We start from the raw sequence: 22,064 nt of genomic DNA, 5'->3' as shown, positions 1-22,064 counted from the left end.
TTATAGTATATGAGAGGGGATCTTCGTTTATTCTATTCTGCCAGTAATTTTTGTACACCTGCTAATTTTACACAGACGCAGAAGATTTCCATTGCTTTTGTCAACTCTTCTACGCTTGGATAAGTTGGTGCAATACGGATATTGGTATCCTTTGGATCCTTCTTATATGGATAAGTTGCTCCAGCACCTGTCATAACCACACCCGCTTCTTTTACAAGACGAACGGTCTCCTTCGCACAGCCTTCCAGTGTATCTACGGATACAAAATATCCTCCTTTTGGACTAGACCAGGAAAGAAGTCCGGTTCCTTCCAGCTCTTTTTCCAAAGTTGACAGTACGATCTGGAATTTTGGCTTCATAGCATCTGCCAGCTTCTGCATATGAGCCTTTAATCCTTCCGCATCTTTAAAAAATCTTACATGACGAAGCTGATTGAGTTTATCGTATCCGATGGTCTGATAAGTGGTCACTCCTTTGATTTCAGCAACCATTTCTTCACTGGCTGCTACAAAACTTACCCCAGCTCCAGGGAAAGTAATCTTAGAAGTGGATGCAAAATAAAGTGGGCGGTTTGGATTACCTGCTGCTTTTGCCTCATCTAAAATATTTAAGACCTTTACGTCTTCAAAAATCGGATGTACTCCATATGCATTATCCCAGAAAATACGGAAATCCTTTGCCGCTGTCTTCATGGCTGCCAGACGTTTTACTGTCTCATCGCTATAGCAGATTCCCTGAGGATTGGAATACTTTGGCACACACCAGATTCCTTTAATGCTTTCATCCTCTGCTACCAGACTTTCAATCACATCCATATCCGGACCTGATTCTGTCATCGGCACTACGATCATTTCGATTCCAAGGCGTTCACAGATTCCAAAATGTCTGTCATATCCTGGACTTGGACATAAGAACTTTACAGTATCTAATTTTCCCCAAGGTGTATTTCCTTCTGTTCCAAATACCATCAAGCGCATCACTGCATCAAACATCAGATTCAGACTTGCATTCCCTCCTACGATGATCTGTGATGCCGGAATATCAAAAGCATCAGAAAAGATTTTTTTCATTTCTGGAATTCCATCTAAAACTCCATAATTTCTTGCATCTAATCCATTTTCTGTCGTATAGTCTTCCAATGCATCCAGCATTCCATTGGACAGATCCAACTGGGATGGTGCCGGCTTTCCTCTGGACATATCCAGCTTCAATCCTGATTTTACATACTCATCGTATTGTGCCAACAACTCCTTCTGTAACTGTTCTAACTGCTCCTTTGAATATTCTGTGATTTTTGCCATGATGACATTTTCTCCTTCCTGATTACCATTTTAATGTCTGAAATTCTTTTCTGCGATCTCTCATCAGCAGCTCTTTTACTGCATCTTCTGCCTTCTTATCCTCAAATAAGACTGCGTTGATTTTCTCGATGATCGGCACATTGACGCCCTTCTTCCTTGCGAGCTTCAATGCCGCTTTGGCAGAATTTACCCCTTCTACAACCATTTTCACTTCATCCATAGCCTCTTTGGCAGTATAACCCTTACCTATCAATTCCCCTGCTCTGTGGTTTCGACTGTGAATACTAGTACATGTTACAATTAGATCACCAACACCAGTCAAGCCGGAGAAAGTCTCCGTTTTTCCCCCCAAAGCAGTTCCCAGACGGGTCAGCTCAGAAATACCTCTCGTAATAAGTGCAGCCTTCGAATTGTCTCCATATCCCAGGCCATCTGCAATTCCAGCTGCCAGCGCAATCACATTCTTCAATGCTCCTCCCATTTCAATACCAATCACATCCGGGCTTGTATATACCCGAAAATAACTGTTCATGAAAATATCCTGGATATATAGCGCATCTTCTTTTTTCTTTGCTCCGGCAACTACGGTTGTTGGCATCTGTCTTCCTACTTCCTCTGCATGACTCGGACCTGACAGCACACAGGCTCTTACCCCCGGGATTTCCTCTTCTATGATTTCTGTTAATGTCAAAAAGGTTTCATCCTCAATTCCCTTTGCCACACAGACGATCATCTGACCTGATGGTACATACTCCCGAAGTTTTGCCGCTGTGCTCCTTATCGCTGTCGAAGGAACTGCCAAAATAACCGCGTCATTACCTTTTAATGCCGCTTCCATATTACCGGTTACTGTAATATTTTCCGGCAGCAACACGCCTGGAAGCTTAGATGCCTGTTCTCTTTCTTCCTGCATTCGCTTTGCTTCTTCTTCTCTATGTGACCATAACATGACCTGATGCCCATTTTGTGCCAGAACCACACTCAAAGCTGTCCCCCAGCTTCCGGCACCTAAAACTGTAATATGTTCCATACCTTTCCTCTTATCACTTTACCTTTTGTCCCAATTTATTTTCATTTCCATGAATCAGTCGCCCAATATTGGCACGGTGCTGCCAAATGGCCATAACAGCATATATAATTCCTACTGCCAGTACCACTGGTTGATATCCATAGAAAAAATATAAGATAAATGGAAGTGCCGTTACCATGCAGATTGAACCCAGAGAAACATATCTGCTTGCAGCAGTTACTGCTATAAATACAGCCAGGCAGATTAACGCCATTCGAGGATCCACAGCAAAAAACACTCCACCTGTTGTTGCAATCCCTTTTCCACCCTTAAACTTCATGATGATCGGAAAATTATGACCCAGAACCGTACCAAAACCTGCCAGCAATAAGAATGCCACTGGATTGATTCCACTCACATGGGGCAATAGCCAAAATCGTGCGATCAGCACAGTAAACACTCCTTTTAACGCATCTCCAAGAAACGTGAACAGTGCTGCCTTTTTCCCTAAAACACGAAGCGTATTAGTGGTGCCGGAATTACCACTTCCATAATCACGAATATCAATACGGTTGAGCTTTCCAACAAAATATCCGGTCTGACAACATCCAAAAATATACCCAATCACCATGCCTATTACGACATACTTTATCATTTTTCCTTCCTTTCCCTCGCAATAATGCGAATTGGTGTCCCCCTGAATCCAAATGTCTGACGAATCTGATTTTCAATATATCTTGTATATGAAAAATGCATCAGTTTTTTATCATTTATAAATACCACAAATGTAGGTGGTTTTACAGATACCTGCGTAATATAATATAAACGCAAGCGTTTTCCTTTATCAGAAGGTGGCTGCTTCATAGCCACTGCCTCTGCTAAAATTTCATTTAAGACTCCTGTCTGGATTCTTAATGTACAGTTTTCCACTACGGTATCGATGAGATCAAAAATCTTTGGAAATCTCTGTCCTGTCTTTGCAGAAATAAAAATCAGCTCTGCATAAGGCATATACGCCAGAGTTTCTCGGACTTTATTTGTAAATTTATAAATCGTCTTATCATCTTTCTCTATCAGATCCCATTTGTTAACCGCAATGATCACGCCTTTTCCTCTTTCGTGGGCAATTCCTGCAATCTTTGCATCCTGCTCGGTTACCCCTTCTTCGGCATCGATAACCAACATTGCCACATCGCATCGTTCCACTGCCGCTACAGTACGGATAATGCTGTATCGTTCAATCTCTTCCTTGATCTTGCTCTTTCTTCTAAGACCTGCTGTATCGATAAATACGTATTCTTTGCCATTCTTAGAGACTACCGTATCAATGGCATCTCTGGTCGTTCCTGCAATGTTCGAAACGATTACTCTTTCTTCTCCCAACATCTTATTGATAATGGATGATTTTCCACTGTTTGGCTTTCCGATAATGGCAATCTTCGGGCGATCATCCTCTTCTTCCATCAAATCCTCTTCCCTGCAGTGACTAAGTACTTCATCTAACATATCACCGAGTCCCAGCCTGGATGCACCGGATACCGGAATTGGATCCCCAAGTCCCAGGTTATAGAACTCATATACATCCGGCATAAACTTATCAAAGTTATCTACTTTATTTACTACAAGCACAATGGGCTTTCTGGATCTTCTTAACATATCTGCAACGCGGAAATCTGCATCGACTAATCCCTGACGGACATCCACAAGAAAGATGATCACATCTGCTGTAGCAATAGCAATTTCTGCCTGTTCCCTCATACGGGAAAGTATCAGATCATCACTTTCCGGTTCAATTCCTCCTGTGTCAACCATCGTAAAGCTTTTATCCAGCCATGTGATATCTGCAAATATTCTGTCACGGGTAACACCAGGAGTATCTTTTACAATTGAAATCTGCTCACCTGCAAGTGCATTGAACAGAGTAGACTTTCCAACGTTGGGACGTCCCACAATTGCTACCATTGGTTTACTCATATTTTATCTCCTTTATTTCTCCTTCAATATTTTCATTTTCATTGTTCTTAGCATCCCATATTATGCTAATCTTTCGTTTGATTTTACAATATTGCACCCAAAAAGTAAAGGCATTGATGAAAAACTCATCAATAAATCCTTCATTTTTGTTCTAAAGCCGAATAAATCCAGCCAGATTTCCCCTCTTTCCTTTGCTGGCACGATGAGAGAATAGAAGCTCTGGATTACAGCAGGTACAAAGATCCGTAATGTCCAGATGTTCTTTCAGGATTCCGGCATCCAACAGGATATATTCATTGACTTTCCATAAATCTAATTGATATTTTCCATTTCCCTTATCCACCATAAATGTATCATACCATTCTTCGGGAAAGGCATCCGCAAACTGAATCGCCACATCCTCACTAATTTCATAACATTTCTGACAAATGGAAGGTCCGATTGCAGCAATGATATCCTCCGCTTTCGATCCATAGACGCTTTCCATCTTCTCCACTGTCTTTTTCCCCATGCGATTTACCGTTCCCTTCCATCCAGAATGAGATACAGCTACCACTCCTTTTACTGGATCATAAAAAAATAACGGTACACAATCCGCATAACTGGTAACCAGACATATGCCTTTCTCATCGGTCATCAACCCATCCATGCCGGTCATAACCTTTCCACAATCCTCTTTGGTTACAATCTTTATTTTTGTGTCATGAACCTGATTGGAAAATACCAGCTGATCCGGAGTAAAGCCAATAGCCTTCCCCATCCTACGATAATTTTCATCTACAGAAGCCTTTTCATCTCCACGGTTATAACTTAAATTCATACTGGCAAAGATGCCTTCACTGACACCACCCAATCGGGTAGAAAAGCCATGGGTCACCCCTGCCTCTTCCAATTTTGGAAATGTCAGAAACGGAACACCTTCCACTTCATGCAGTCTGGTAGACTGCGCATTTGATGCCTTTTTCCACTCTAATTTCATCTCTTACTCCATTGATATTCAAACGCATTTTTATATACTTTCAGCCGATTTCCCAAAATAGCAGCTACATCAAATCGAATCGGATATTTATCATATTCTGGATGTCTTCTTCGATATTCATCCGCCATTCTGCAGATAGTCTTCTGCTTTCTCTGATCTACTGCCTCTTCCGGCATTCCCACTGCGGTGCTGCTCCGATATTTTACTTCTATAAATACCAGGATTCCCATTTCCATAGCGATCAGATCAATCTCGCCCCTTCTCCCTCTAAAATTTCTTTCGATGATCTGATACCCATGTTTGGTAAGCACCTGTGCAACAACTTCTTCATATTCCTGTCCCAGCTTCCGCCGATTCATCCTCCCCATCCCTCTTTCACTATCCTTTCAAATCGACGCTTGCGGAGATTTGGCGCCGGATTCGGTTTGCGAAGCAAACATTTTCCTATTCGAATCCGTGCGCATCCCCGCGGAGCGTTTATCTTAGTCAGAGATTGGTCTCTCACTGAGACGAATTTGTTATTACTCGCCACCGAAAGAGGTGGGAGTCTTCTCTGACTGAGATAAAAAGTTTTTTACGAATGTACGCCTGTGGATTGGACATAATCCAATCGTCTGTATTCCTTCGATGTGCTTTTGAGTTCCATATCCCTTATTACCTGCAAAATCATATCCCGGATAAATCTGATCAAATTCTTCCATCATATGATCTCTGGTCACCTTGGCAACAATACTGGCAGCCGCAATAGACATACTCTTGGCGTCCCCCTTAATAATGGGAACTTGTGGAATATCTACCTCAGGAATTCTCACTGCATCATTGAGCAACACATCTGGACGCACAGATAGCTTTTTGATAGCATCTCTCATGGCGTCATAGGTAGCATTCAGTATATTCTTTTCATCGATCACCTCTACCGATGCCATACCAACTCCAATAGCAATGGCCTTTTGCTGTATTTCAAGGAATAATTCTTCCCTCTTTTTCTCGCTTAGCTTTTTGGAATCGTTGATATAAAGAATCTCACAATCCTTAGGAAGAATTACCGCAGCCGCCACCACCGGTCCGGCAAGTGGTCCACGTCCTACTTCATCGATTCCACATATGTACTGACACATATCGTACTCTTCCTCGTAAGCACGCATGGCTTTCACCCGTTCTTTTTCCTTCCGAAGCTTTTCTATCTTCTTATCAAAGGCCTCTAGCGCCTTCTTTACCCCGCTTCTTTCATCCTGTCGAAACACGTCCGCTTTTTCATATTCACCCTGAGTAAATGCCTGATTCAATACTTCTTTTATCTCATTTATTTTCATCGCTTTCTTCTCCCTGCCTGTCAGCTTAAGAAATGTTCTCCGAAAAAAAGATTCTTAGCAAACCACTAAGAATCTTTTTCATTTTCTGGAAATTCTAAAGTGATATATCCTATTTTACCACTTCTAAATTCATCTAACAATAATATCGCTGCCTTTTCCAAATCAAAGGCACCGCCTTTTGCAAGGCAATTGCGGTTTTCTGCAATCTGCTCCAGAATTGTTACTCTATCCATCTCTTCCTTCACTTCATATCTCTTAGCCAACATTCCCGGATAAGATGTCTTTAAAAAGTCAATGAGTGCAATAGCCATTTCGGATCGATTAACGATTTCATCCTTAATAGAGCCAATCAACGCCAGGCGAAGCCCCACTGCCTGATCTTCAAACTTCGGCCACAAAATTCCGGGTGTATCCAAAAGCTCCACATTCTTATTCAGCTTAATCCATTGCTTTCCTTTTGTAACCCCAGGCTTATTTCCCGTCTTTGTACAGGCTTTTCCTGCAAAGCTGTTGATAAACGTAGACTTTCCTACATTTGGAATACCCACGATCATCGCACGGATCGGGCGATTCTTAATTCCTCGTTTTCGATCCCTTTCAATTTTTTCCTTACAGGCTTCCTGGATAAGCCCATTAATGGCTTTTACACCAGTTCCTCTTTGGGAGTTTACCTTTGCCACTGCAAATCCCTGGCCTCTAAAATATTCTGCCCATTTCTCAGTCGCGTCTTTATCTGCCAGGTCTGTTTTATTTAACAAAATCAAACGAAACTTATTTTTTGCCAGCTCATCAATATCCGGATTTTTACTGCTCAGTGGAACTCTTGCATCCACCAATTCCACCACAATATCGATCAACTTTATATTCTCTTGCATCATTCGTTTCGCCTTGGTCATATGACCCGGATACCATTGAAAATGCATATTTTCCTCCTGTTCCTACCAGAGCTTCAAGATCACTTTGCCGATGATACGATCCCGTTTTACGTTTCCTATGCTTGCTACTCTGGAATCCTCACTGTTATTATAATTGTCTCCTAAAACAAAATACTGTTCTTTTCCAAGCTTTATCTTTTTACTGGCAAGACCGCCAGAAAGAATCTTTTCACTGCCCTTTTGTTCTATTTCCTTTCCATTTACCAAAATCTTTCCATCTGTAATCCATACAGAGTCTCCCGGAACTGCAATCACTCTTTTAATATAGTAGGAACTTCCTTCTTCTCCCTTTTGGAATACTACAATGTCACCCCGTTTTGGAGATCCAATCGTATAACGACCGGCAATACAAAATTGCCCATCTGATACATTGGGCTTCATAGAATCTCCCCGCATGGTTATTCCAAAAAAGCAAAATCGAACTAACAAAAAGGCCGCTAAAATTGCGATCAGAATACCCACCACATAAAAAATGATCTTTTCTTTCAATTGGCGCTTTCTTTTACGGGATAAATACGTGCTTGTGTAATATGATTGCATGAAACCCACTCTCCTTCTCTTGTTCAAGAATGCTATGTGTAAATTGAAAAATAGGGACAAGCTTTCACTCGTCCCCTGAAAAGTTCAATGATTATTTTACTAATTCTTTTACTTTTGCTTTCTTACCTACACGGTCACGTAAGTAATATAATTTTGCTCTTCTTACTTTACCTCTTCTTACTACGTCAATCTTGTCAACGATTGGAGAATGTAAAGGCCATGTCTTTTCAACACCTACTCCGTTAGAAGTTTTTCTAACTGTAAATGTTTCACGAGCTCCACCGTTCTGTCTTTTGATTACAGTTCCTTCAAAAATCTGAATTCTTTCACGGTTTCCTTCTTTAACTTTTGCGTGAACTTTTACAGTATCTCCTACTCTGAATTCATCTACTTTGTCTTTTAACTGAGCATCTTCAATCTTTTTAATAATATCGTTCATTGTGTTCCTCCTTAAAAATCTTAGATGTTCTTAATACGTACCTTTTCGTAACAGAGGACCATCCTATTCATCACAACTATCATATAATAGCATAGAAAATTATTGGATGCAAGTATTTTTCTTATGTTTTTCTAAAAGATCCGGACGCCACTTTGCCGTCCGTTCTACAGATTTCTCATATCTCCATTCTTCAATTCTGGCATGATGTCCAGACAATAATACCTGTGGCACCTCTTTGTCGTGCCATACCGCAGGTCTTGTATACTGTGGGTATTCCAAAAGATCATCATGAAACGATTCGATATCCGCAGAAACATCGTTATTCAGCACTCCCGGCACCAGCCTTGCTATGGCATCGATCATCACCATGGCTGGAAGCTCTCCGCCTGTCAGAACGTAATCGCCGATAGATACAGAATCCGTCACTACCTCTTCCAACACCCTCTCGTCAATTCCTTCATAATGTCCACAAAGAAATACCAGATGATCCTCACGGGCAAATTCTTCTGCCATTTTCTGATCAAACACTCGTCCCTGCGGAGTTAGATAAATAACTCTTGCCTGTCCTCCCATCTTCTGCTTTGCACTTTCACAAGCTGCATAGACCGGCTCTGCCTGCATGACCATACCAGCCCCACCACCATAGGGATAGTCATCTACCTTCATATGCTTATTGGTAGAAAAGTCCCTGATGTTGGTTGTATCAATGGAAATTAATCCCTTATCCATGGCTCTTCCAAGAATACTCGTCTGACATCCCTGTTCAATCATCTCTGGAAATAACGTACATACATGAAATTCCATCTTAATCCACTAATCCTTTCATCAAATGTACTGTCACCATCTCTGTATCCAGATTTACATCCAGAATACACTGTGGAATAGCCGGAAGAAGCACTTCCTTTCCTTCTTCTGTGGTTACCACATATACATCATTGGCTCCGGTTTGCATAACATCCGTCAATGTACCAAATGGTGTTCCATCCTCCAAAACCACCTGAAGGCCGATAAGATCCACGATAAAGTTTTCATTTGGAGCTAGTTTCACTGCATTTTTTCTCGAAACGTACAAATCACACTTCTTATATTGTTCAACATCGTTAATATTATCAATCCCCTTAAATTTCAAGATTACCAGATTCTTTTGAAAACGACAGGATTCCACTTCCATCTTGCGTCGTTCCTTCCCTGTATCCAGTAATACCATCTTTAATTTTTTAAATCGTTTCGGATCGTCTGTCGTTGGGAATACCTTTACCTCTCCACGAATGCCATGGGTCGTGGTAATCACGCCTACTCTTAAGATATCTTCCATTCTTTTCCTCCAAATCTGTCTTATTCTTAACCTTGCTACAGAATTCTAAACACGGTTTAGTATACCAAAACTCTACTTCAAAGTCTACTATGAAGCATCTTAAATAATCAGAACTATGGGATTAAAGAAAAAGACCCTCCTGTAAGCAAGCTTACAGAAGAGTCTTATCAACCTTTTGTGTGAAATAAGTTAAGAATATTACAAAATTCTTTATTGTGCTAATGGGTTTTCACCAAATACTTTTTTGTATCTAAAAATTAAGTATACTGTAGCTACAGCCTGAACAGCAGCTAATACACACATTAAGATCATTAATGTATATACAGCAGCACTTTCGCCAGAAATAACTGTTAACTTACCAACGATAACTGGCATTGTGTAAGAAGCAGCACCCATGAATGTATAGTAGATACCTGTATTACGTCCTTTTGGTCCAGGAACAAATTCCTGTACAACAGAAAGACCTGTCTGAAGAGCACCACCTGCACAACCAAATCCTAATAAGAGGATTGCTGCGTATACGATGGCAATCTGGTGAATAAATAATACACCTAATAATGCAACAACTGTCATAACAGAGTCAACAATCAACACTTTTAATGGATGCCATTTTAATTTACTCATCATTATAGCCCAGAATGCTACGGCTACAATAGAACCTACCTGATACATAGTAGTCATACTAGCTGCCTGAATTTCACTTAAACCACAATATGCCAATCCAAACGCTTTTGTATACTGCTGAGCACCATACATAACTGCCATTACTAAGAATGCATAGAAATATGTAATTAATTTTGTAAATGCGCCTGGAGCAACAAGCTGTCTTGCTTTTCCTGCTTCGATTTCAGCCTGAATTTCATTAGCATCAGCGCCTTTACCAGCACCAGCTTTCTTTTCATCATCATATACGAATGGAGCAAGTACGGCTAATACAAGTACTACACAAGATAATACTAATGGAAGTACAATGTTGAATTTCCAGTTTCCTGCTGCTGCAGTCTTAACTGCGATAATTGGATAGAAGATACTAGATAATGCAACGAAGAACTTGATCATGATCAATGCAGTACCTGGAGCTGCTGGATAAGCTTCCTGAACAGCTGGGTATCCAGATGCATCCCAGAAACCAGATGTAGCTACACCTGCCATTAAACCTGCAAATGCTGCAATTGTTGCATTTGTTGTTGTTAACATAGTGGCAAAGCAAACAATATAAAGAGCTGCTCCACCAATCATTAATTTTTTACGTCCTACACGGTCAGAGATTTCTCCGCCAATCCAAACAGATAAGAATTTACCAAGACCTGTCCAAGCAATTGCTGTAGAAACAGCTGCTGCACCTGCTGCATATGCTGCAGAATTTGGATCAGACATATCAAATCCCCACTTAATCGCAAAGTTTACCTGGTTCTGAGAAAAAATCAGCGCCTGCATACCATGAGTTAAATATGCCATGTATACAGTTACCATGGACAAGAAATACTTTTTAGCTTTCATAATTTTCGTTTTTCCTTTCACTTTCTTCTTAATTAATGTTTTTTCAAAAAGTACACACACACATTGTAGTTTTTGAAATAAAACAAGCTACGTTAATTTCTTAACTTATCTTTTCATAACTACATGAGTGCCAAATGCTCAACACTCATGTGTATTTTATCATTATTTTATAATTTTTTCAATATTTTTTAAGAAATTTTATAAAAATTTTATTATTTAGCCTGTTCAGCCTGGAATTTCTGGTATTCTTCTACTGGCATTTCTTTTCCTGTGAATAACTGATAGTTTAAAGCACCCTGCCATAATAACATACCTTTTCCACCGATTGCCTTTGCACATCCAGCAGCTTCTGCATCTAAGATCAGCTGAGTTTTTTCTGGATTGTAAACAGTATCTGCAACTACTAAATCTTCTCTTAATAACGCTGTATCAATTAAAGAAATTCCATCCTGAGGTTTCATTCCTACGGATGTTGCATTCACAAGAATATCACATGCTTTTACTGCTTCTGCCAGCTTGTCAGCTTCTTCTAATTTTGTCACAGTTACTTTTACGTCTGGACATTCTTTTTCTAATTTTGCTTTTGTTCCTTCTGCTCTTTCAAAGAATTCATCATCTCTGTTGAAGATTGCCACTTCAGCAGCTCCATCTAATGCCGCCTGAACCTGAATTGCTGTAGCAGCTCCACCAGCTCCGAGAACTACCATCTTCTTTCCTTTTACTTCAACGCCATTAACGCTTAAGTTTTTAATAAATCCGGCACCATCTGTCACATCGCCGTATAATTTTCCATCTTTATTTACAAACACGTTACAAGCTCCGATGATTTTAGATGCTGGAGATAATTCATCCATTAATTCAGAAGCAATATTTTTACAAGGCATTGTAAAGTTACCACCTCTTAAGTTCCACAATTTAACAGTGCTTAATGTCTGTTCCATATCTGGAATATTAACATCAAATGCCATATATGCTAAATCTAATCCATCATGTTGGAAGCAAAAGTTATACATTGCAGGAGATCCTGAATGTCCAACTGGTGTTCCAAAAAGTGCTAGAAGACCTGTATGTCCATTAATTCTTTTTTCCATTTTCTTTCCTCCTAAACCGGATGCCCGTTTAGGGCATCCGATATATTAATTAGATGTTTTATATTTTTGTTTTTTCTTAAGATGAGGGACAATCCTCTGAAATATTATAATTTAAGCGCTACATCGTATGCTTCTTTTGTAGCATCTAATGCTCTACGAGCTCTTACTGCATCACCAACAACGTGTACTTCTGGTACGATTTCTTTTAATTCATCTGCAAATGTGTAGATGATGTTGCCATCAGCATCACGCTTAGAATAACGAGAAACAAATCCCATAGAAAGAACAACTGTGTCAAAGCCTCTTGCTTCATAAATTGTTTCATCAGATTTATCTGCTGCATTCTTGTAGTTTACTCCATCAGAGAAGATTTCTGTTACAGCAGCACTTGTAATCTGGCCAATCTTGTATTCTTCAAATGCTTCCATTAAGAATACACGATGTTCATGGATTACATCTGGTCCGATTGCATCTCTCATTTCGATGACAGATACTTCATGGCCCTGTTCAGCTAAGAATTCAGCTGTTTCAGCACCTACCATACCACCACCAACGACTAATACTTTATGTCCTACCGGACGAGTACCTTCTAAGCAGTCGATACCATAAACGATATCTGGGTTATGGATTCCTTTAATAAATGGCAATACTAATGTTTCAGAACCTGTTGCCAGAATAACTGCATCTGGATTTTCTGCTTTGATCATCTCAGTTGTGCATTCTACACCAGTCTTAATTGTAACTCCGGCTTTTTCACATTTTACAACATAGCTTCTGATCATATTGGTGATATCGCCTTTTCCTGGAGGATATGCAGCAAGGCGCATATTTCCACCTAATTTTTCTTCTTTTTCATATAATGTAACTTCATGTCCTCTTCTCTGGGCTGTGAAAGCAGCACAAAGACCAGCTGGACCGCCACCGATTACGATTACTTTTTTAGATTTTTCCGCTTTTGGACATCCATCGATTTCACGTCCTAAAACCGGATTTGTTAAACAGCAAATTGGCTGTCCAGCATACATGTTCGCAACACATCCCTGTAAACAAGCAATACAAGGTGTCATGTCCTCTAATCTCTCTTCCTGAGCTTTTAATGGCATTGCAGGATCTGCTAAAGACTGACGTCCGAAAGCAACCAGATCGGTTCTTCCCTGTCTTACCATTAATTCAGCAAACTGTGGTTCTGTATAACGACCAACAGTAATCACTGGAATAGATACAGAATTCTTAATTTCTGTTACCAATTCAGCTGAGAAACCACCATGAATACCTGTAGGTGCCCACATATATTCATCTTTAATATGAACTGCACGAGAAACGTGAAGTGCATCAACTCCACAGTCTTCTAAATATGCAGCGATTGCAGCCATATCATGGTTATCAAGACCACCAAACATATCTTCCTGACTGTTGATACGAGCTAATACGGCAACTTTTCCTTCTGTTTTTGCTTTTACCTCTTCTACGATCAAACGAGGAAAACGCATTCTATTTTCAAAAGAACCACCAAATTCATCTACACGTTTGTTTGTTCTAGGAGACAAGAAAGAGTTTACTAAATAACCATGAGCCATATGAATTTCGACAGCATCTGCTCCTGCTTTTACTGCACGCTCAGCAGCTAATCCATATCCTTTGATCAATTCATATACTTCTTCGGTTGTAACCTCTTTTGGAATATCTCTTCCGTCTGCAGACTGAATAGAGGTAGCAGCCTTAATTGGTGCTCCTGCATTCTTTGCATTTCCTTCTGGTCCTGCATTTTGTAACTGGATAGAGACTTTTGCCCCTTCTGCATGACATGCATCGATTACTTTTTTAAAGCTGTCAATGGTAGAATCATCGTATAAACATGGTTTACGAGGACCACCTTTTGCTCCTTTATGAACTACAGTTGCTTCAATCGTAATTAAACCAAACTGTCCCTTTGCTCTTGTTGCATAATATGCTACTGACTGATCGCTCATTGTACCATCAGTATTTGCAAAGTTATTTCCCATTGGTGGTACTACAAAACGGTTTTTTACAGTCATAGGTCCGATCTGAATCGGTTGAAACATCGCATTAAATTTCACTAGATACACTTCCTTTTCTTTTAATATTAATTGGGCTTTTAGGGTAGGTTTTCTCTTTTTTCTTGTTTTCGTGTTTTATAATGTGTTTTGCTCTCCATATACAAATAAGAAGAGTGATGTATAGAGTATTTTGATTTTATAAATTGATTGCTTTCATATCAAAAGATTAATCTTCTAATACTTCTGGCCAAGCTTCTGCTAAAGCAGCTTTTGCGCCATCGAAAGTTTCTTTTGCCGCTTCTTTGATACCTTTTGCTAAGATAGCATCGCTGATAACTTCAACACCAACTGCGTTTGGTTTGATTCCTTTTGCTTTGATCATCTTTAACCATTCTGCTGTGCATCCAAGACCTGGTCCAGGAACTGCAGCTGGAGCTAAACGATCATGCATAGATTCATCTCTTAAGATAGATTTTGCATAATCACGTTCCCAAACATCATTAATCTGAATAGAAACAACTTTATCTGCTGGTACATCTTTTAATACAGAAAGATCGATTGGCTGATGAGCTTTCATCCAGTGCCATGTGTCTAAGATCAACATAGCGTTGTCGCATCCACTTGCTTCCACAACAGCCCATCCTTTTGCTACATCAGGAATACCGCTGTATGGCATTGGTTCAACACCGATGATGTATTTACCAGCTCTGTGGCATAATTCTTTTAATTTCTGTGCAGTATGTTCTACTGAATAGTTTTCCATTAAGCCACAGTTAATCTGTTTTACATTGAATAATTCACACATATGGAAACACATCTGTTCTTTGTATTTCTGCTCATAAGAACGATTGTCTTCTGCCCACTGAACGATATATTCAACTTCTGTTACTTTCATATCATGTTTGTCTAAGATTGCTAAAATATCTTCGTCGAATAATCCTTCATTCAATGCATCTACATATGTTTCTGCACGAAGTCCGATTCCATCGTATCCTGCTTCTTTTGCAGCAATTACACGATCTTCAAATTTGCACTGATCTCCTAATGTCCAAGAACTAACTGTAATTGGGTACTGTTTTGACATAATAAAAACTCCTTTCAATTTGCCGTTAAGTTTCTCTCTTTTACACTTTCCGGTCACACTTCACTTTACAGTCATATTATAAGACAATTTTTTCACAATAACAAATTGATAATACAGGCGGAATTGATAGATTTTGTGAATGAATTATGGTATACTAAATCTAAATAAATCATGCCCATCTGGGATTTTTATCACAACAAACATTATAATTAGGAGGAGTAAGGATGAATCTATATCACTTACGATATTTCGTTACATTAGCACATTGGGAACATTATACTAAGGCTGCTGCTGAGCTTTCTATCACACAGCCAAGTTTAAGCCATGCAATTTCTTCTCTGGAGCAGGAATTAGGAGTGAACCTATTTGAAAAAGAAGGACGAAACATTGTCTTAACGAAATATGGCCGGTTGTTTCTTGCAGATGTAGAGAAATCAATGGAAATTTTAGAAGCCGGCATCAAAACTTTAAAATCCGCAGGAATCGGTGAAGGCACCATTGACCTTGGCTTTCTAAGGACCCTGGGCACAGACGTTGTTCCTGGTTTTATCAGCGGTTATCAGAAGGAATATGCTGATCGCAATGTGAATTTTAATTTAAATACCGGGGTTACTGAAGATTTATTAAACGGGCTGAAGAACAAGAAATATGATCTGGTTCTTTGTTCCAAGATGCCAAAAGAACCTTCCATCGAATTTATTCCAGTGGCACAGCAAAAGCTGGTACTTATAGTGCCAATCAATCATCCACTGGCCATTCGCAATTCCATCACTTTGACAGAAACTTTGCAATATCCACAGATCATCTTTTCCAAACGAAGTGGTCTAAGACCCATCATCGATGAATTATTTGAGGTTGCAGGCGGATATCCAGAAGTTGTCTATGAAATCAAAGAAGACCAGGTAATTGCCGGCTTTGTTGCCAAAGGCTTTGGCATCGCAGTTGTCCCGGATATGCCAATTTTAGAAACTATGGATGTAAAAAAATTAGAAATCAACAGTCCAAACTGGCAGAGAAATTTCTATCTGGCCTTTTTGAAAGATAAATACATCTCACCTGCTGCACAAACTTTTAAGAATTACATCATCGAACATAGTCTGTTAGAATAATGAAAAATTGTTTTTTTATTTAAAAAAAGTGTTTGTTAATTATCAAATTAGCAAACACTTTTTTAATCATCATTTCTTTCTATGAAAAATAATACTATAATAAATTTCTTTTATAATTACTTTTCATGACTATTTTTCACTTTATCCTTTTCGGTAGCTTGCACACTCTGTTTCTTCCGGTTCGCAGGCACTGGCACCCACAATTCCCACTTTACCTGCAGTGCATTTACAGTTTTCATTGTATACACAGGTTTCTGCCTTACAATCAATATCGATCACCGCAGATGCATGTCCCATAGAATTTTCTGCTCCATTTTTCGTTCTTTCTTCAAAACTATGACAACAGGTATCCTCGGAGCTTCTTGCCTGACTTCCTTCTACCTGAATATCTCCTCTGCTACAATTCATTCCCTTGTTATAAATACAGCTCTGAGCAGAACACGTTAATAATGGCATAATCATTTCCTCCTTTATCTTTCTGCTCTTATAGTATTTGTAACTTCAAAAGTTTTATACAGATTTAATTTCTAATTTTTTCTAATTTTGCAAATGCTGCACCCAGATCCTGTTTGACCAGTTCCTTTTGCACCTGATACAGCTCGCGATAAATCTTGGTCTGTTCCTCATCTGGCTGATAATTTTTTTTGATTTTTAAATATCCTTCCAGTTTTCCTTTGATATCCTGAATATGATTCACTGCATAAGCCCCAAAAAGACAATTAGTAACCACTGCTCCTCCAGCATTCTCCAGTGTAATCACCTTGCTATCCAACATATCTGCCTTCATCTGGTTCCAAAGATCATCTCTGCTTCCACCTTCTGTAATTGCAATTCTACTCAAATCTACCCCTGCACTACGATAGATATCTGTAATTTCCATATAATCATATCCAATTGCCTCCAAAACGGCTCTCCATAAGACAAATTGATCGGTATCCAATGTCATATTCAAAAAGCATCCACATGCATTGGCATTCTCACCGCTTCCACCAGTCAAATATGGGAGGAATAACACTCCATTGGACCCTGCTGGAACCTTACTGGCCTCCTTACTCATCACCTGATAATAGTCCCCATCCTGCTCTTTTTTACAGATCTGGTCTTTATACCAGCGCAACGCCAATCCCCCCGTCCGGATAAATCCCCAGTAAAAATAAGTATCCGGCAAGGTTCCACTATTGAAGATCAAGCCACTTCCCTTTTTACTCAGTTCTGGAATGATTCCATTGGTAGAAACACAGAACATAGCACAGGTCCCAGCTACATCCACCGCATGACCAGCCTCCAAAATTCCGCTTCCGATCATGGACTGCATCGTATCTCCGGCTCCTGCACAGATTGGGATTCCCTCTGGAAGACCAGTTTCTTGTGCCGCTTCTTTGGAAAGCTTGCCAATAATATCCCAAGGCCTTACAATTCTAGGCATATAAGATGGATCAATACCAAGAATATCCAACTGTTCTTCTGACCATTTCTTTTCATAAACATTGTATCCCATACCCCAACCGGACATTGCTCCCCAGTCGATAAACATCTCTCCGGCGGAAAGTCCAGCCAGATGTGCCAGTACATATGGCGCATTGTGAATAAATTTTACACCTTTTTTCTGAAATTCCTTATGATTTTTTAACAGCCAACGAGCAATCATTGCCGGGAACATACAGTTAGCCTCAGCATTTCCTGTTTCTCGTCCCCAAATATCCAGATTTCTTTCATTGATCTCCTGAACATCCCTGGCCGTTCTGGAATCCAGATAATTGATATATGGGGTGATGGCATTTCCGTCCTGATCAACGCCCGCAATACCACAGATAATACCATCTCCCATAACGGACTGAATCTGATTTACATCCAATCCCTTTGCTCTCATTTCATCCGTACATTTTTTCAGACAGACTTTTGTCAGCTTCAAATATTCGTCCACATCCATTTCTACCCAACCTGGATTTGGATAATACAGCGTGGTAGGCTGACTGTCAGATGCCACGCATTCCATCTTCTCATTACAAATGACTACTTTTACACTTTGTGTTCCTGCATCAAATCCTGCATAATACCGTTCCATAAAAAACGTCTCCTTTCTTTCTTACATCTTCAACGACAGTTTCCGAGAGTTTTTCATGTTCTTCTATGGTTATTTTCATGCCAGATGCAAGAAAATTTTTCTTATGTAAATGAAAAAGAATCTAGCAAAACGAGATTCTACGCCTGAGGCGGGCTACGATAGTAGCATCTTCTCCTCCGCCGAAGTGCGATTCCTCGAAGCGTTTTTATCATATAGGGAACGAAGTTTCCCATATGATAAAAAGCCCTGAATATATAAATATTCAGAGCTTCTCACATCAAAAAAACGAACAAATCATTACTCTCTTCTCTCATCCAGACTATACTGTCGGCTTCGGAATTACACCGAATCATGCCTTACGGCTCGCGGGCTTTACCGCCGGTAGGGAATTACACCCTGCCCTGAAGAAATATATGTTTATCTACATTATTTATCATAGCTTATTTTACTGAATTTGTAAAGTCTCTTTTAGTCTTCTAGCGTCTTGGCAGATGAACCAGCGTATGATTACGATTATTATCATAGCCATAACGTTTTTTCTTCTTATCCAGCTTATATAATAGGTAATCAATCGTGTCTCTTGAGTATTTTTCCATACGAGGATAATCAGGGAAACGGTTGATTTCCGGGAATTTAATACCGTCTTCTGTCACTGCAAGGTCAAATCCAAAGAATTCCAACTGTGGAATAGCCGCAGCTACCTTTAATACATCTGCTTTAACTTGTTCCCAATGAGGAATATATCCTTCGATCAGCGTATTAGTATCTGGATGTCTTGGACAATCGATGATTGAGTTGTCTACGAAAATCTTCGCATTGTGGTAAAATCCGGTGTCCACATCTAACTGAGCAAACATACCACCAGCACCTAAGTTATCCACAGCACCTGTCTGCTTGGAACCGAATCTCATATAACAGTTACCAATCTGAGGAGTTCTTCCATCCTTTTTAAATACGATAATACGAATCGTATTTACTGCCCCACTGTAAATCTTCTTGAAATCTGGATGCATCTGAATGTATTCCGTAATCAGATACTGGTTATTTTTATCTGCCAGGATACTGATGATTTCCTCTTCCGTTGCTTCCTGGAAATTTAAGTAGAACTTGTCATCTTTATAAGTCAGTCGATAGAAACCATCTCCATGAGAACCCTGATCTGGTTTTAATGCCAGTTCTCCTTTTTCCTTGGCAAGTCTGATCACATCATCAAAGGTTGTTCCATATTCTTCTTTTGGACAGTCCATCATCGGAATGATTCGTGTTGCGCCATTTTTGTAGCTGATATGGTAATAATATTCTGGGAACATTTGATTAAAGTCAGAAGCAATGTACTTGACTGTAATCTTATCTTCCATCCATTCTTTATGTTTTCCATTAATATGTCTCAGCCATTTGTATTCAAAATCAGAAATAAACTCTTTTCTGTTCTTTTTTGTAATGCCATATTGTTTTAAACGGTAAGATAAGAATCCATTGCGATATGCCCATAATTTCTCCCCTACCGTAGCTTCTTTATTGGATTTAAAATCAACCAGTACATCTCGGATCCATGTAATACTTAAATATGGACGCAAACCTCTTGGATAAAATAGTCTGGCAAATTTTCTTCTTACACGAAGCTTTAATTTCTTAAAACCTCTCTGGAATACATTTCCGCTCTTCTTATAATTATCCTTTTTCTGTTTTAATTTTCCTTTGAAAAATGCCACCATCTTCTTATCAAATGGATACGTCTTTGGATAGGATGGATTGTTTATGATCTTCATAATCTTAAAACCATCTTCTGTAATGATCAAATCCATTCCCATAAATTCAAGCTGTGGTACAAAACGGCATAAGCTATCTACCGTCTGACAAATATCATCCCAGCACGGAATTTCTCCTTTCAGATCTTCTCCTGTAGATGGCACCTTCTTATAGGTCGTTACTACCTCGTCCTCTTTTGAAAAAGCACGTCCTCCATTGTACGTTCCTGTTTGTACATTAATCGGAGCTTCAATTCTCTCTTCATCTAAAAGAACATAAAAAGCATTGCCGATGGCTGGTGTATTGCCTCCATCATTATATATATAAAGACGTACATAATTGCTTCTGATTTCTCTTGTTCCTGCAAATTTCTTTGCAGGGTGAACCTTTTCCATCAATACATACATCTTTTTCCGTTCATCAAACCACTGACGGAAAATCTTCTTATTGAGTTTTTCTCCATTGATGGTATATTTGCCATTCCCCTCATATTTTAACAGAAAATAATTTTTACATCTTAAATCTGTCAACAACAGTTCCTTTTTCTCCTTGATCAAATCAAATACGTCATCCAGACTATATCCATCCGTTGGGCAATCGTTCAGAGGAATAATGAACATCTCTCCATCACGTCGTGTAAACTGATAATAACATTCTGGCATATGATCTGCGTATGGTTTGAAAATATTACGCAAAGTTACCATATCTCCCAGCCATTTATTATAGCTTCCATTCATAGGACGAAGATATAGATAATCTCTTTCAGAAATAAATCTTTTCGCATTGCTACGCTTAATTCCAAAATGTTCCATCGTGGAAGGCATAAATCCATAACTATATGCTCGCAGTTTTTCCTTTTTCGTATATCCATTATCGGCTTTTAGATCACGGTACACCTTACGCTTCCATGTCTTTGCCGCTCTTCCTGTAAATCCTTTTGCTGCTGGCCCAAAAGCCCATGCATTGAGCACCAGACGTTTGATTCTTCTGGTTGCGATATTTTTAACATCAATCATACTTATTGCCTCCACTCTTTAACATTTATCTTTGTCACCAATGAATTTACTATTTTCAAAATCATCCGGTGAATTAAAATCTTTTGTCCAATCTTCAATCAGTACAAATTTTCCAGCGATCTGATTCTTACCAAACGGAAGATTCTGGAACGACTGATATACCTGCCATCCTATGCACTTTTCAATCTTTCCTTCCAGATACAGATTTCTCACACGATGCACATGTCTTTTGAACAACTCTCCATCTTTGATCTTTACACCAATGATAGACTTCTGTGTTCCAAAAAAGAGAAGATCTTCGGCTTCCATCTCCGTAATCTCGCGAATCGCATCTGCAGAATAATAGGTATCTCCATATAGAAAACAAATATTATCGTCAATCAACTCTTCCGTAAACCGATCGATTTCCAAATGATTGTTTAACGGTTCATAGAGAATTGCTCCTTCCGTCTCATATTCTGGATTATGGGTGGTAATAAAGACCTGACAGGTAGGCTCATACTCTTTTAAAAGTCTGGTTGTCCTGGCTAAAAGCGTCTCTCCATCAATCTGTATCAGGTGCTTAGGAATATTCTGATAATTATTCCATCTAGTTCCTTTTCCATCCGCCATAATTATATAAATCAT

General features: G+C 39.4%; 21 protein-coding genes and 1 riboswitch. Of the genes, 1 reads left to right on the top strand and 20 read right to left on the bottom strand.

Going from position 1 to position 22,064, the window contains the following annotated elements; genetic code table 11:
- Positions 1-32: 32 nt before the first annotated feature.
- The 16 genes from BHF69_RS03200 to BHF69_RS03125 form a co-directional block, all read right to left on the bottom strand.
- Positions 33-1,301, bottom strand: coding sequence for an aminotransferase class I/II-fold pyridoxal phosphate-dependent enzyme (locus BHF69_RS03200; RefSeq protein ID WP_075669629.1), 1,269 nt, complete (start codon positions 1,299-1,301; stop codon positions 33-35).
- 22 nt (positions 1,302-1,323) lie between these two features.
- Complete coding sequence (locus BHF69_RS03195) at positions 1,324-2,331, bottom strand: NAD(P)H-dependent glycerol-3-phosphate dehydrogenase (protein ID WP_075669628.1); 1,008 nt, start codon at positions 2,329-2,331, stop codon at positions 1,324-1,326.
- Between the two features lie 13 nt (positions 2,332-2,344).
- The gene (gene plsY / locus BHF69_RS03190; RefSeq protein WP_075669627.1) at positions 2,345-2,965 is read right to left on the bottom strand and encodes a glycerol-3-phosphate 1-O-acyltransferase PlsY; all 621 of its coding nucleotides are present in this window, start codon (positions 2,963-2,965) and stop codon (positions 2,345-2,347) included.
- Positions 2,962-4,284: a ribosome biogenesis GTPase Der gene (gene der / locus BHF69_RS03185; RefSeq protein ID WP_075669626.1), complete on the bottom strand. Its 1,323-nt coding sequence runs from the start codon at positions 4,282-4,284 to the stop codon at positions 2,962-2,964. Before der ends, plsY begins: the two co-directional genes overlap by 4 nt.
- Before the next feature lie 151 nt (positions 4,285-4,435).
- Positions 4,436-5,263 carry a peptidoglycan editing factor PgeF gene (pgeF, locus tag BHF69_RS03180; RefSeq protein WP_075669625.1) on the bottom strand — a complete coding sequence of 276 codons (828 nt, stop codon included), beginning with the start codon at positions 5,261-5,263 and terminating at the stop codon, positions 4,436-4,438.
- A complete protein-coding gene (locus BHF69_RS03175) occupies positions 5,260-5,622 on the bottom strand; it encodes a YraN family protein (protein ID WP_075669624.1) in 363 nt (120 codons plus the stop codon). The genes pgeF and BHF69_RS03175 overlap by 4 nt, the downstream gene beginning before the upstream one ends.
- A gap of 162 nt (positions 5,623-5,784) precedes the next feature.
- The gene (locus BHF69_RS03170) at positions 5,785-6,576 is read right to left on the bottom strand and encodes a ribonuclease HII (RefSeq protein WP_075669623.1); all 792 of its coding nucleotides are present in this window, start codon (positions 6,574-6,576) and stop codon (positions 5,785-5,787) included.
- Between the two features lie 65 nt (positions 6,577-6,641).
- Entirely contained in the window at positions 6,642-7,499 is an 858-nt protein-coding gene (ylqF, locus tag BHF69_RS03165; protein ID WP_075669622.1) for a ribosome biogenesis GTPase YlqF, read from the bottom strand.
- Between the two features lie 15 nt (positions 7,500-7,514).
- Complete coding sequence (gene lepB, locus BHF69_RS03160; RefSeq protein ID WP_075669621.1) at positions 7,515-8,051, bottom strand: signal peptidase I; 537 nt, start codon at positions 8,049-8,051, stop codon at positions 7,515-7,517.
- Between the two features lie 91 nt (positions 8,052-8,142).
- Positions 8,143-8,490, bottom strand: coding sequence for a 50S ribosomal protein L19 (gene rplS / locus BHF69_RS03155; RefSeq protein WP_075669620.1), 348 nt, complete (start codon positions 8,488-8,490; stop codon positions 8,143-8,145).
- Positions 8,491-8,589: 99 nt separating this feature from the next.
- The gene (gene trmD, locus BHF69_RS03150) at positions 8,590-9,294 is read right to left on the bottom strand and encodes a tRNA (guanosine(37)-N1)-methyltransferase TrmD (RefSeq protein WP_075669619.1); all 705 of its coding nucleotides are present in this window, start codon (positions 9,292-9,294) and stop codon (positions 8,590-8,592) included.
- Between the two features lies 1 nt (position 9,295).
- On the bottom strand, positions 9,296-9,805 hold the full coding sequence (gene rimM, locus BHF69_RS03145; RefSeq protein ID WP_075669618.1) for a ribosome maturation factor RimM: 510 nt from the start codon (positions 9,803-9,805) through the stop codon (positions 9,296-9,298).
- 210 nt (positions 9,806-10,015) lie between these two features.
- Positions 10,016-11,305 carry an MFS transporter gene (locus BHF69_RS03140; protein WP_075669617.1) on the bottom strand — a complete coding sequence of 430 codons (1,290 nt, stop codon included), beginning with the start codon at positions 11,303-11,305 and terminating at the stop codon, positions 10,016-10,018.
- Between the two features lie 212 nt (positions 11,306-11,517).
- The gene (locus BHF69_RS03135) at positions 11,518-12,396 is read right to left on the bottom strand and encodes a shikimate dehydrogenase (RefSeq protein WP_075669616.1); all 879 of its coding nucleotides are present in this window, start codon (positions 12,394-12,396) and stop codon (positions 11,518-11,520) included.
- Positions 12,397-12,500: 104 nt separating this feature from the next.
- Complete coding sequence (locus tag BHF69_RS03130) at positions 12,501-14,474, bottom strand: FAD-dependent oxidoreductase (protein WP_075669615.1); 1,974 nt, start codon at positions 14,472-14,474, stop codon at positions 12,501-12,503.
- A gap of 166 nt (positions 14,475-14,640) precedes the next feature.
- On the bottom strand, positions 14,641-15,498 hold the full coding sequence (locus tag BHF69_RS03125; RefSeq protein WP_075669614.1) for a sugar phosphate isomerase/epimerase family protein: 858 nt from the start codon (positions 15,496-15,498) through the stop codon (positions 14,641-14,643).
- A 224-nt stretch (positions 15,499-15,722) separates the two neighbouring features.
- Between BHF69_RS03125 and BHF69_RS03120 the strand changes: the two genes are divergently transcribed.
- Positions 15,723-16,607 (top strand): LysR family transcriptional regulator, encoded by an 885-nt coding sequence (locus tag BHF69_RS03120; protein WP_075669613.1) that lies wholly within the window; start codon positions 15,723-15,725, stop codon positions 16,605-16,607.
- A gap of 141 nt (positions 16,608-16,748) precedes the next feature.
- Here the strand turns inward: BHF69_RS03120 and BHF69_RS03115 are convergent, their stop codons facing one another.
- The 4 genes from BHF69_RS03115 to BHF69_RS03100 form a co-directional block, all read right to left on the bottom strand.
- Positions 16,749-17,063 (bottom strand): DUF1540 domain-containing protein, encoded by a 315-nt coding sequence (locus BHF69_RS03115; RefSeq protein WP_075669612.1) that lies wholly within the window; start codon positions 17,061-17,063, stop codon positions 16,749-16,751.
- 64 nt (positions 17,064-17,127) lie between these two features.
- On the bottom strand, positions 17,128-18,672 hold the full coding sequence (locus tag BHF69_RS03110; protein WP_075669611.1) for an FGGY-family carbohydrate kinase: 1,545 nt from the start codon (positions 18,670-18,672) through the stop codon (positions 17,128-17,130).
- A gap of 298 nt (positions 18,673-18,970) precedes the next feature.
- A riboswitch (FMN riboswitch) is annotated at positions 18,971-19,085 on the bottom strand.
- Positions 19,086-19,148: 63 nt separating this feature from the next.
- Complete coding sequence (locus BHF69_RS13905) at positions 19,149-21,437, bottom strand: sugar-transfer associated ATP-grasp domain-containing protein (RefSeq protein ID WP_075669610.1); 2,289 nt, start codon at positions 21,435-21,437, stop codon at positions 19,149-19,151.
- A gap of 18 nt (positions 21,438-21,455) precedes the next feature.
- Positions 21,456-22,064 carry a 2-C-methyl-D-erythritol 4-phosphate cytidylyltransferase gene (locus BHF69_RS03100; protein WP_075669609.1) on the bottom strand — a complete coding sequence of 203 codons (609 nt, stop codon included), beginning with the start codon at positions 22,062-22,064 and terminating at the stop codon, positions 21,456-21,458.

The sequence above is a fragment of the Anaerostipes sp. 992a genome, from assembly GCF_001940245.1.
Lineage (GTDB): Bacteria > Bacillota > Clostridia > Lachnospirales > Lachnospiraceae > Fimousia.
The sequence above is the reverse complement of the archived record's forward strand: the minus strand, read 5'-3'. Positions and strand labels throughout refer to the sequence as shown.

Excerpts from the sequence above, each read along its gene's own strand:
- BHF69_RS03200 (WP_075669629.1), bottom strand. The coding sequence starts at position 1,301 with ATGGCAAAAATCACAGAATATTCAAAGGAGCAGTTAGAACAGTTACAG.
- BHF69_RS03195 (WP_075669628.1), bottom strand. The coding sequence starts at position 2,331 with ATGGAACATATTACAGTTTTAGGTGCCGGAAGCTGGGGGACAGCTTTG.
- plsY (WP_075669627.1), bottom strand. The coding sequence starts at position 2,965 with ATGATAAAGTATGTCGTAATAGGCATGGTGATTGGGTATATTTTTGGA.
- der (WP_075669626.1), bottom strand. The coding sequence starts at position 4,284 with ATGAGTAAACCAATGGTAGCAATTGTGGGACGTCCCAACGTTGGAAAG.
- pgeF (WP_075669625.1), bottom strand. The coding sequence starts at position 5,263 with ATGAAATTAGAGTGGAAAAAGGCATCAAATGCGCAGTCTACCAGACTG.
- BHF69_RS03175 (WP_075669624.1), bottom strand. The coding sequence starts at position 5,622 with ATGAATCGGCGGAAGCTGGGACAGGAATATGAAGAAGTTGTTGCACAG.
- BHF69_RS03170 (WP_075669623.1), bottom strand. The coding sequence starts at position 6,576 with ATGAAAATAAATGAGATAAAAGAAGTATTGAATCAGGCATTTACTCAG.
- ylqF (WP_075669622.1), bottom strand. The coding sequence starts at position 7,499 with ATGCATTTTCAATGGTATCCGGGTCATATGACCAAGGCGAAACGAATG.
- lepB (WP_075669621.1), bottom strand. The coding sequence starts at position 8,051 with ATGCAATCATATTACACAAGCACGTATTTATCCCGTAAAAGAAAGCGC.
- rplS (WP_075669620.1), bottom strand. The coding sequence starts at position 8,490 with ATGAACGATATTATTAAAAAGATTGAAGATGCTCAGTTAAAAGACAAA.
- trmD (WP_075669619.1), bottom strand. The coding sequence starts at position 9,294 with ATGGAATTTCATGTATGTACGTTATTTCCAGAGATGATTGAACAGGGA.
- rimM (WP_075669618.1), bottom strand. The coding sequence starts at position 9,805 with ATGGAAGATATCTTAAGAGTAGGCGTGATTACCACGACCCATGGCATT.
- BHF69_RS03140 (WP_075669617.1), bottom strand. The coding sequence starts at position 11,305 with ATGAAAGCTAAAAAGTATTTCTTGTCCATGGTAACTGTATACATGGCA.
- BHF69_RS03135 (WP_075669616.1), bottom strand. The coding sequence starts at position 12,396 with ATGGAAAAAAGAATTAATGGACATACAGGTCTTCTAGCACTTTTTGGA.
- BHF69_RS03125 (WP_075669614.1), bottom strand. The coding sequence starts at position 15,498 with ATGTCAAAACAGTACCCAATTACAGTTAGTTCTTGGACATTAGGAGAT.
- BHF69_RS03120 (WP_075669613.1), top strand. The coding sequence starts at position 15,723 with ATGAATCTATATCACTTACGATATTTCGTTACATTAGCACATTGGGAA.
- BHF69_RS03115 (WP_075669612.1), bottom strand. The coding sequence starts at position 17,063 with ATGCCATTATTAACGTGTTCTGCTCAGAGCTGTATTTATAACAAGGGA.
- BHF69_RS03110 (WP_075669611.1), bottom strand. The coding sequence starts at position 18,672 with ATGGAACGGTATTATGCAGGATTTGATGCAGGAACACAAAGTGTAAAA.
- BHF69_RS13905 (WP_075669610.1), bottom strand. The coding sequence starts at position 21,437 with ATGATTGATGTTAAAAATATCGCAACCAGAAGAATCAAACGTCTGGTG.
- BHF69_RS03100 (WP_075669609.1), bottom strand. The coding sequence starts at position 22,064 with ATGATTTATATAATTATGGCGGATGGAAAAGGAACTAGATGGAATAAT.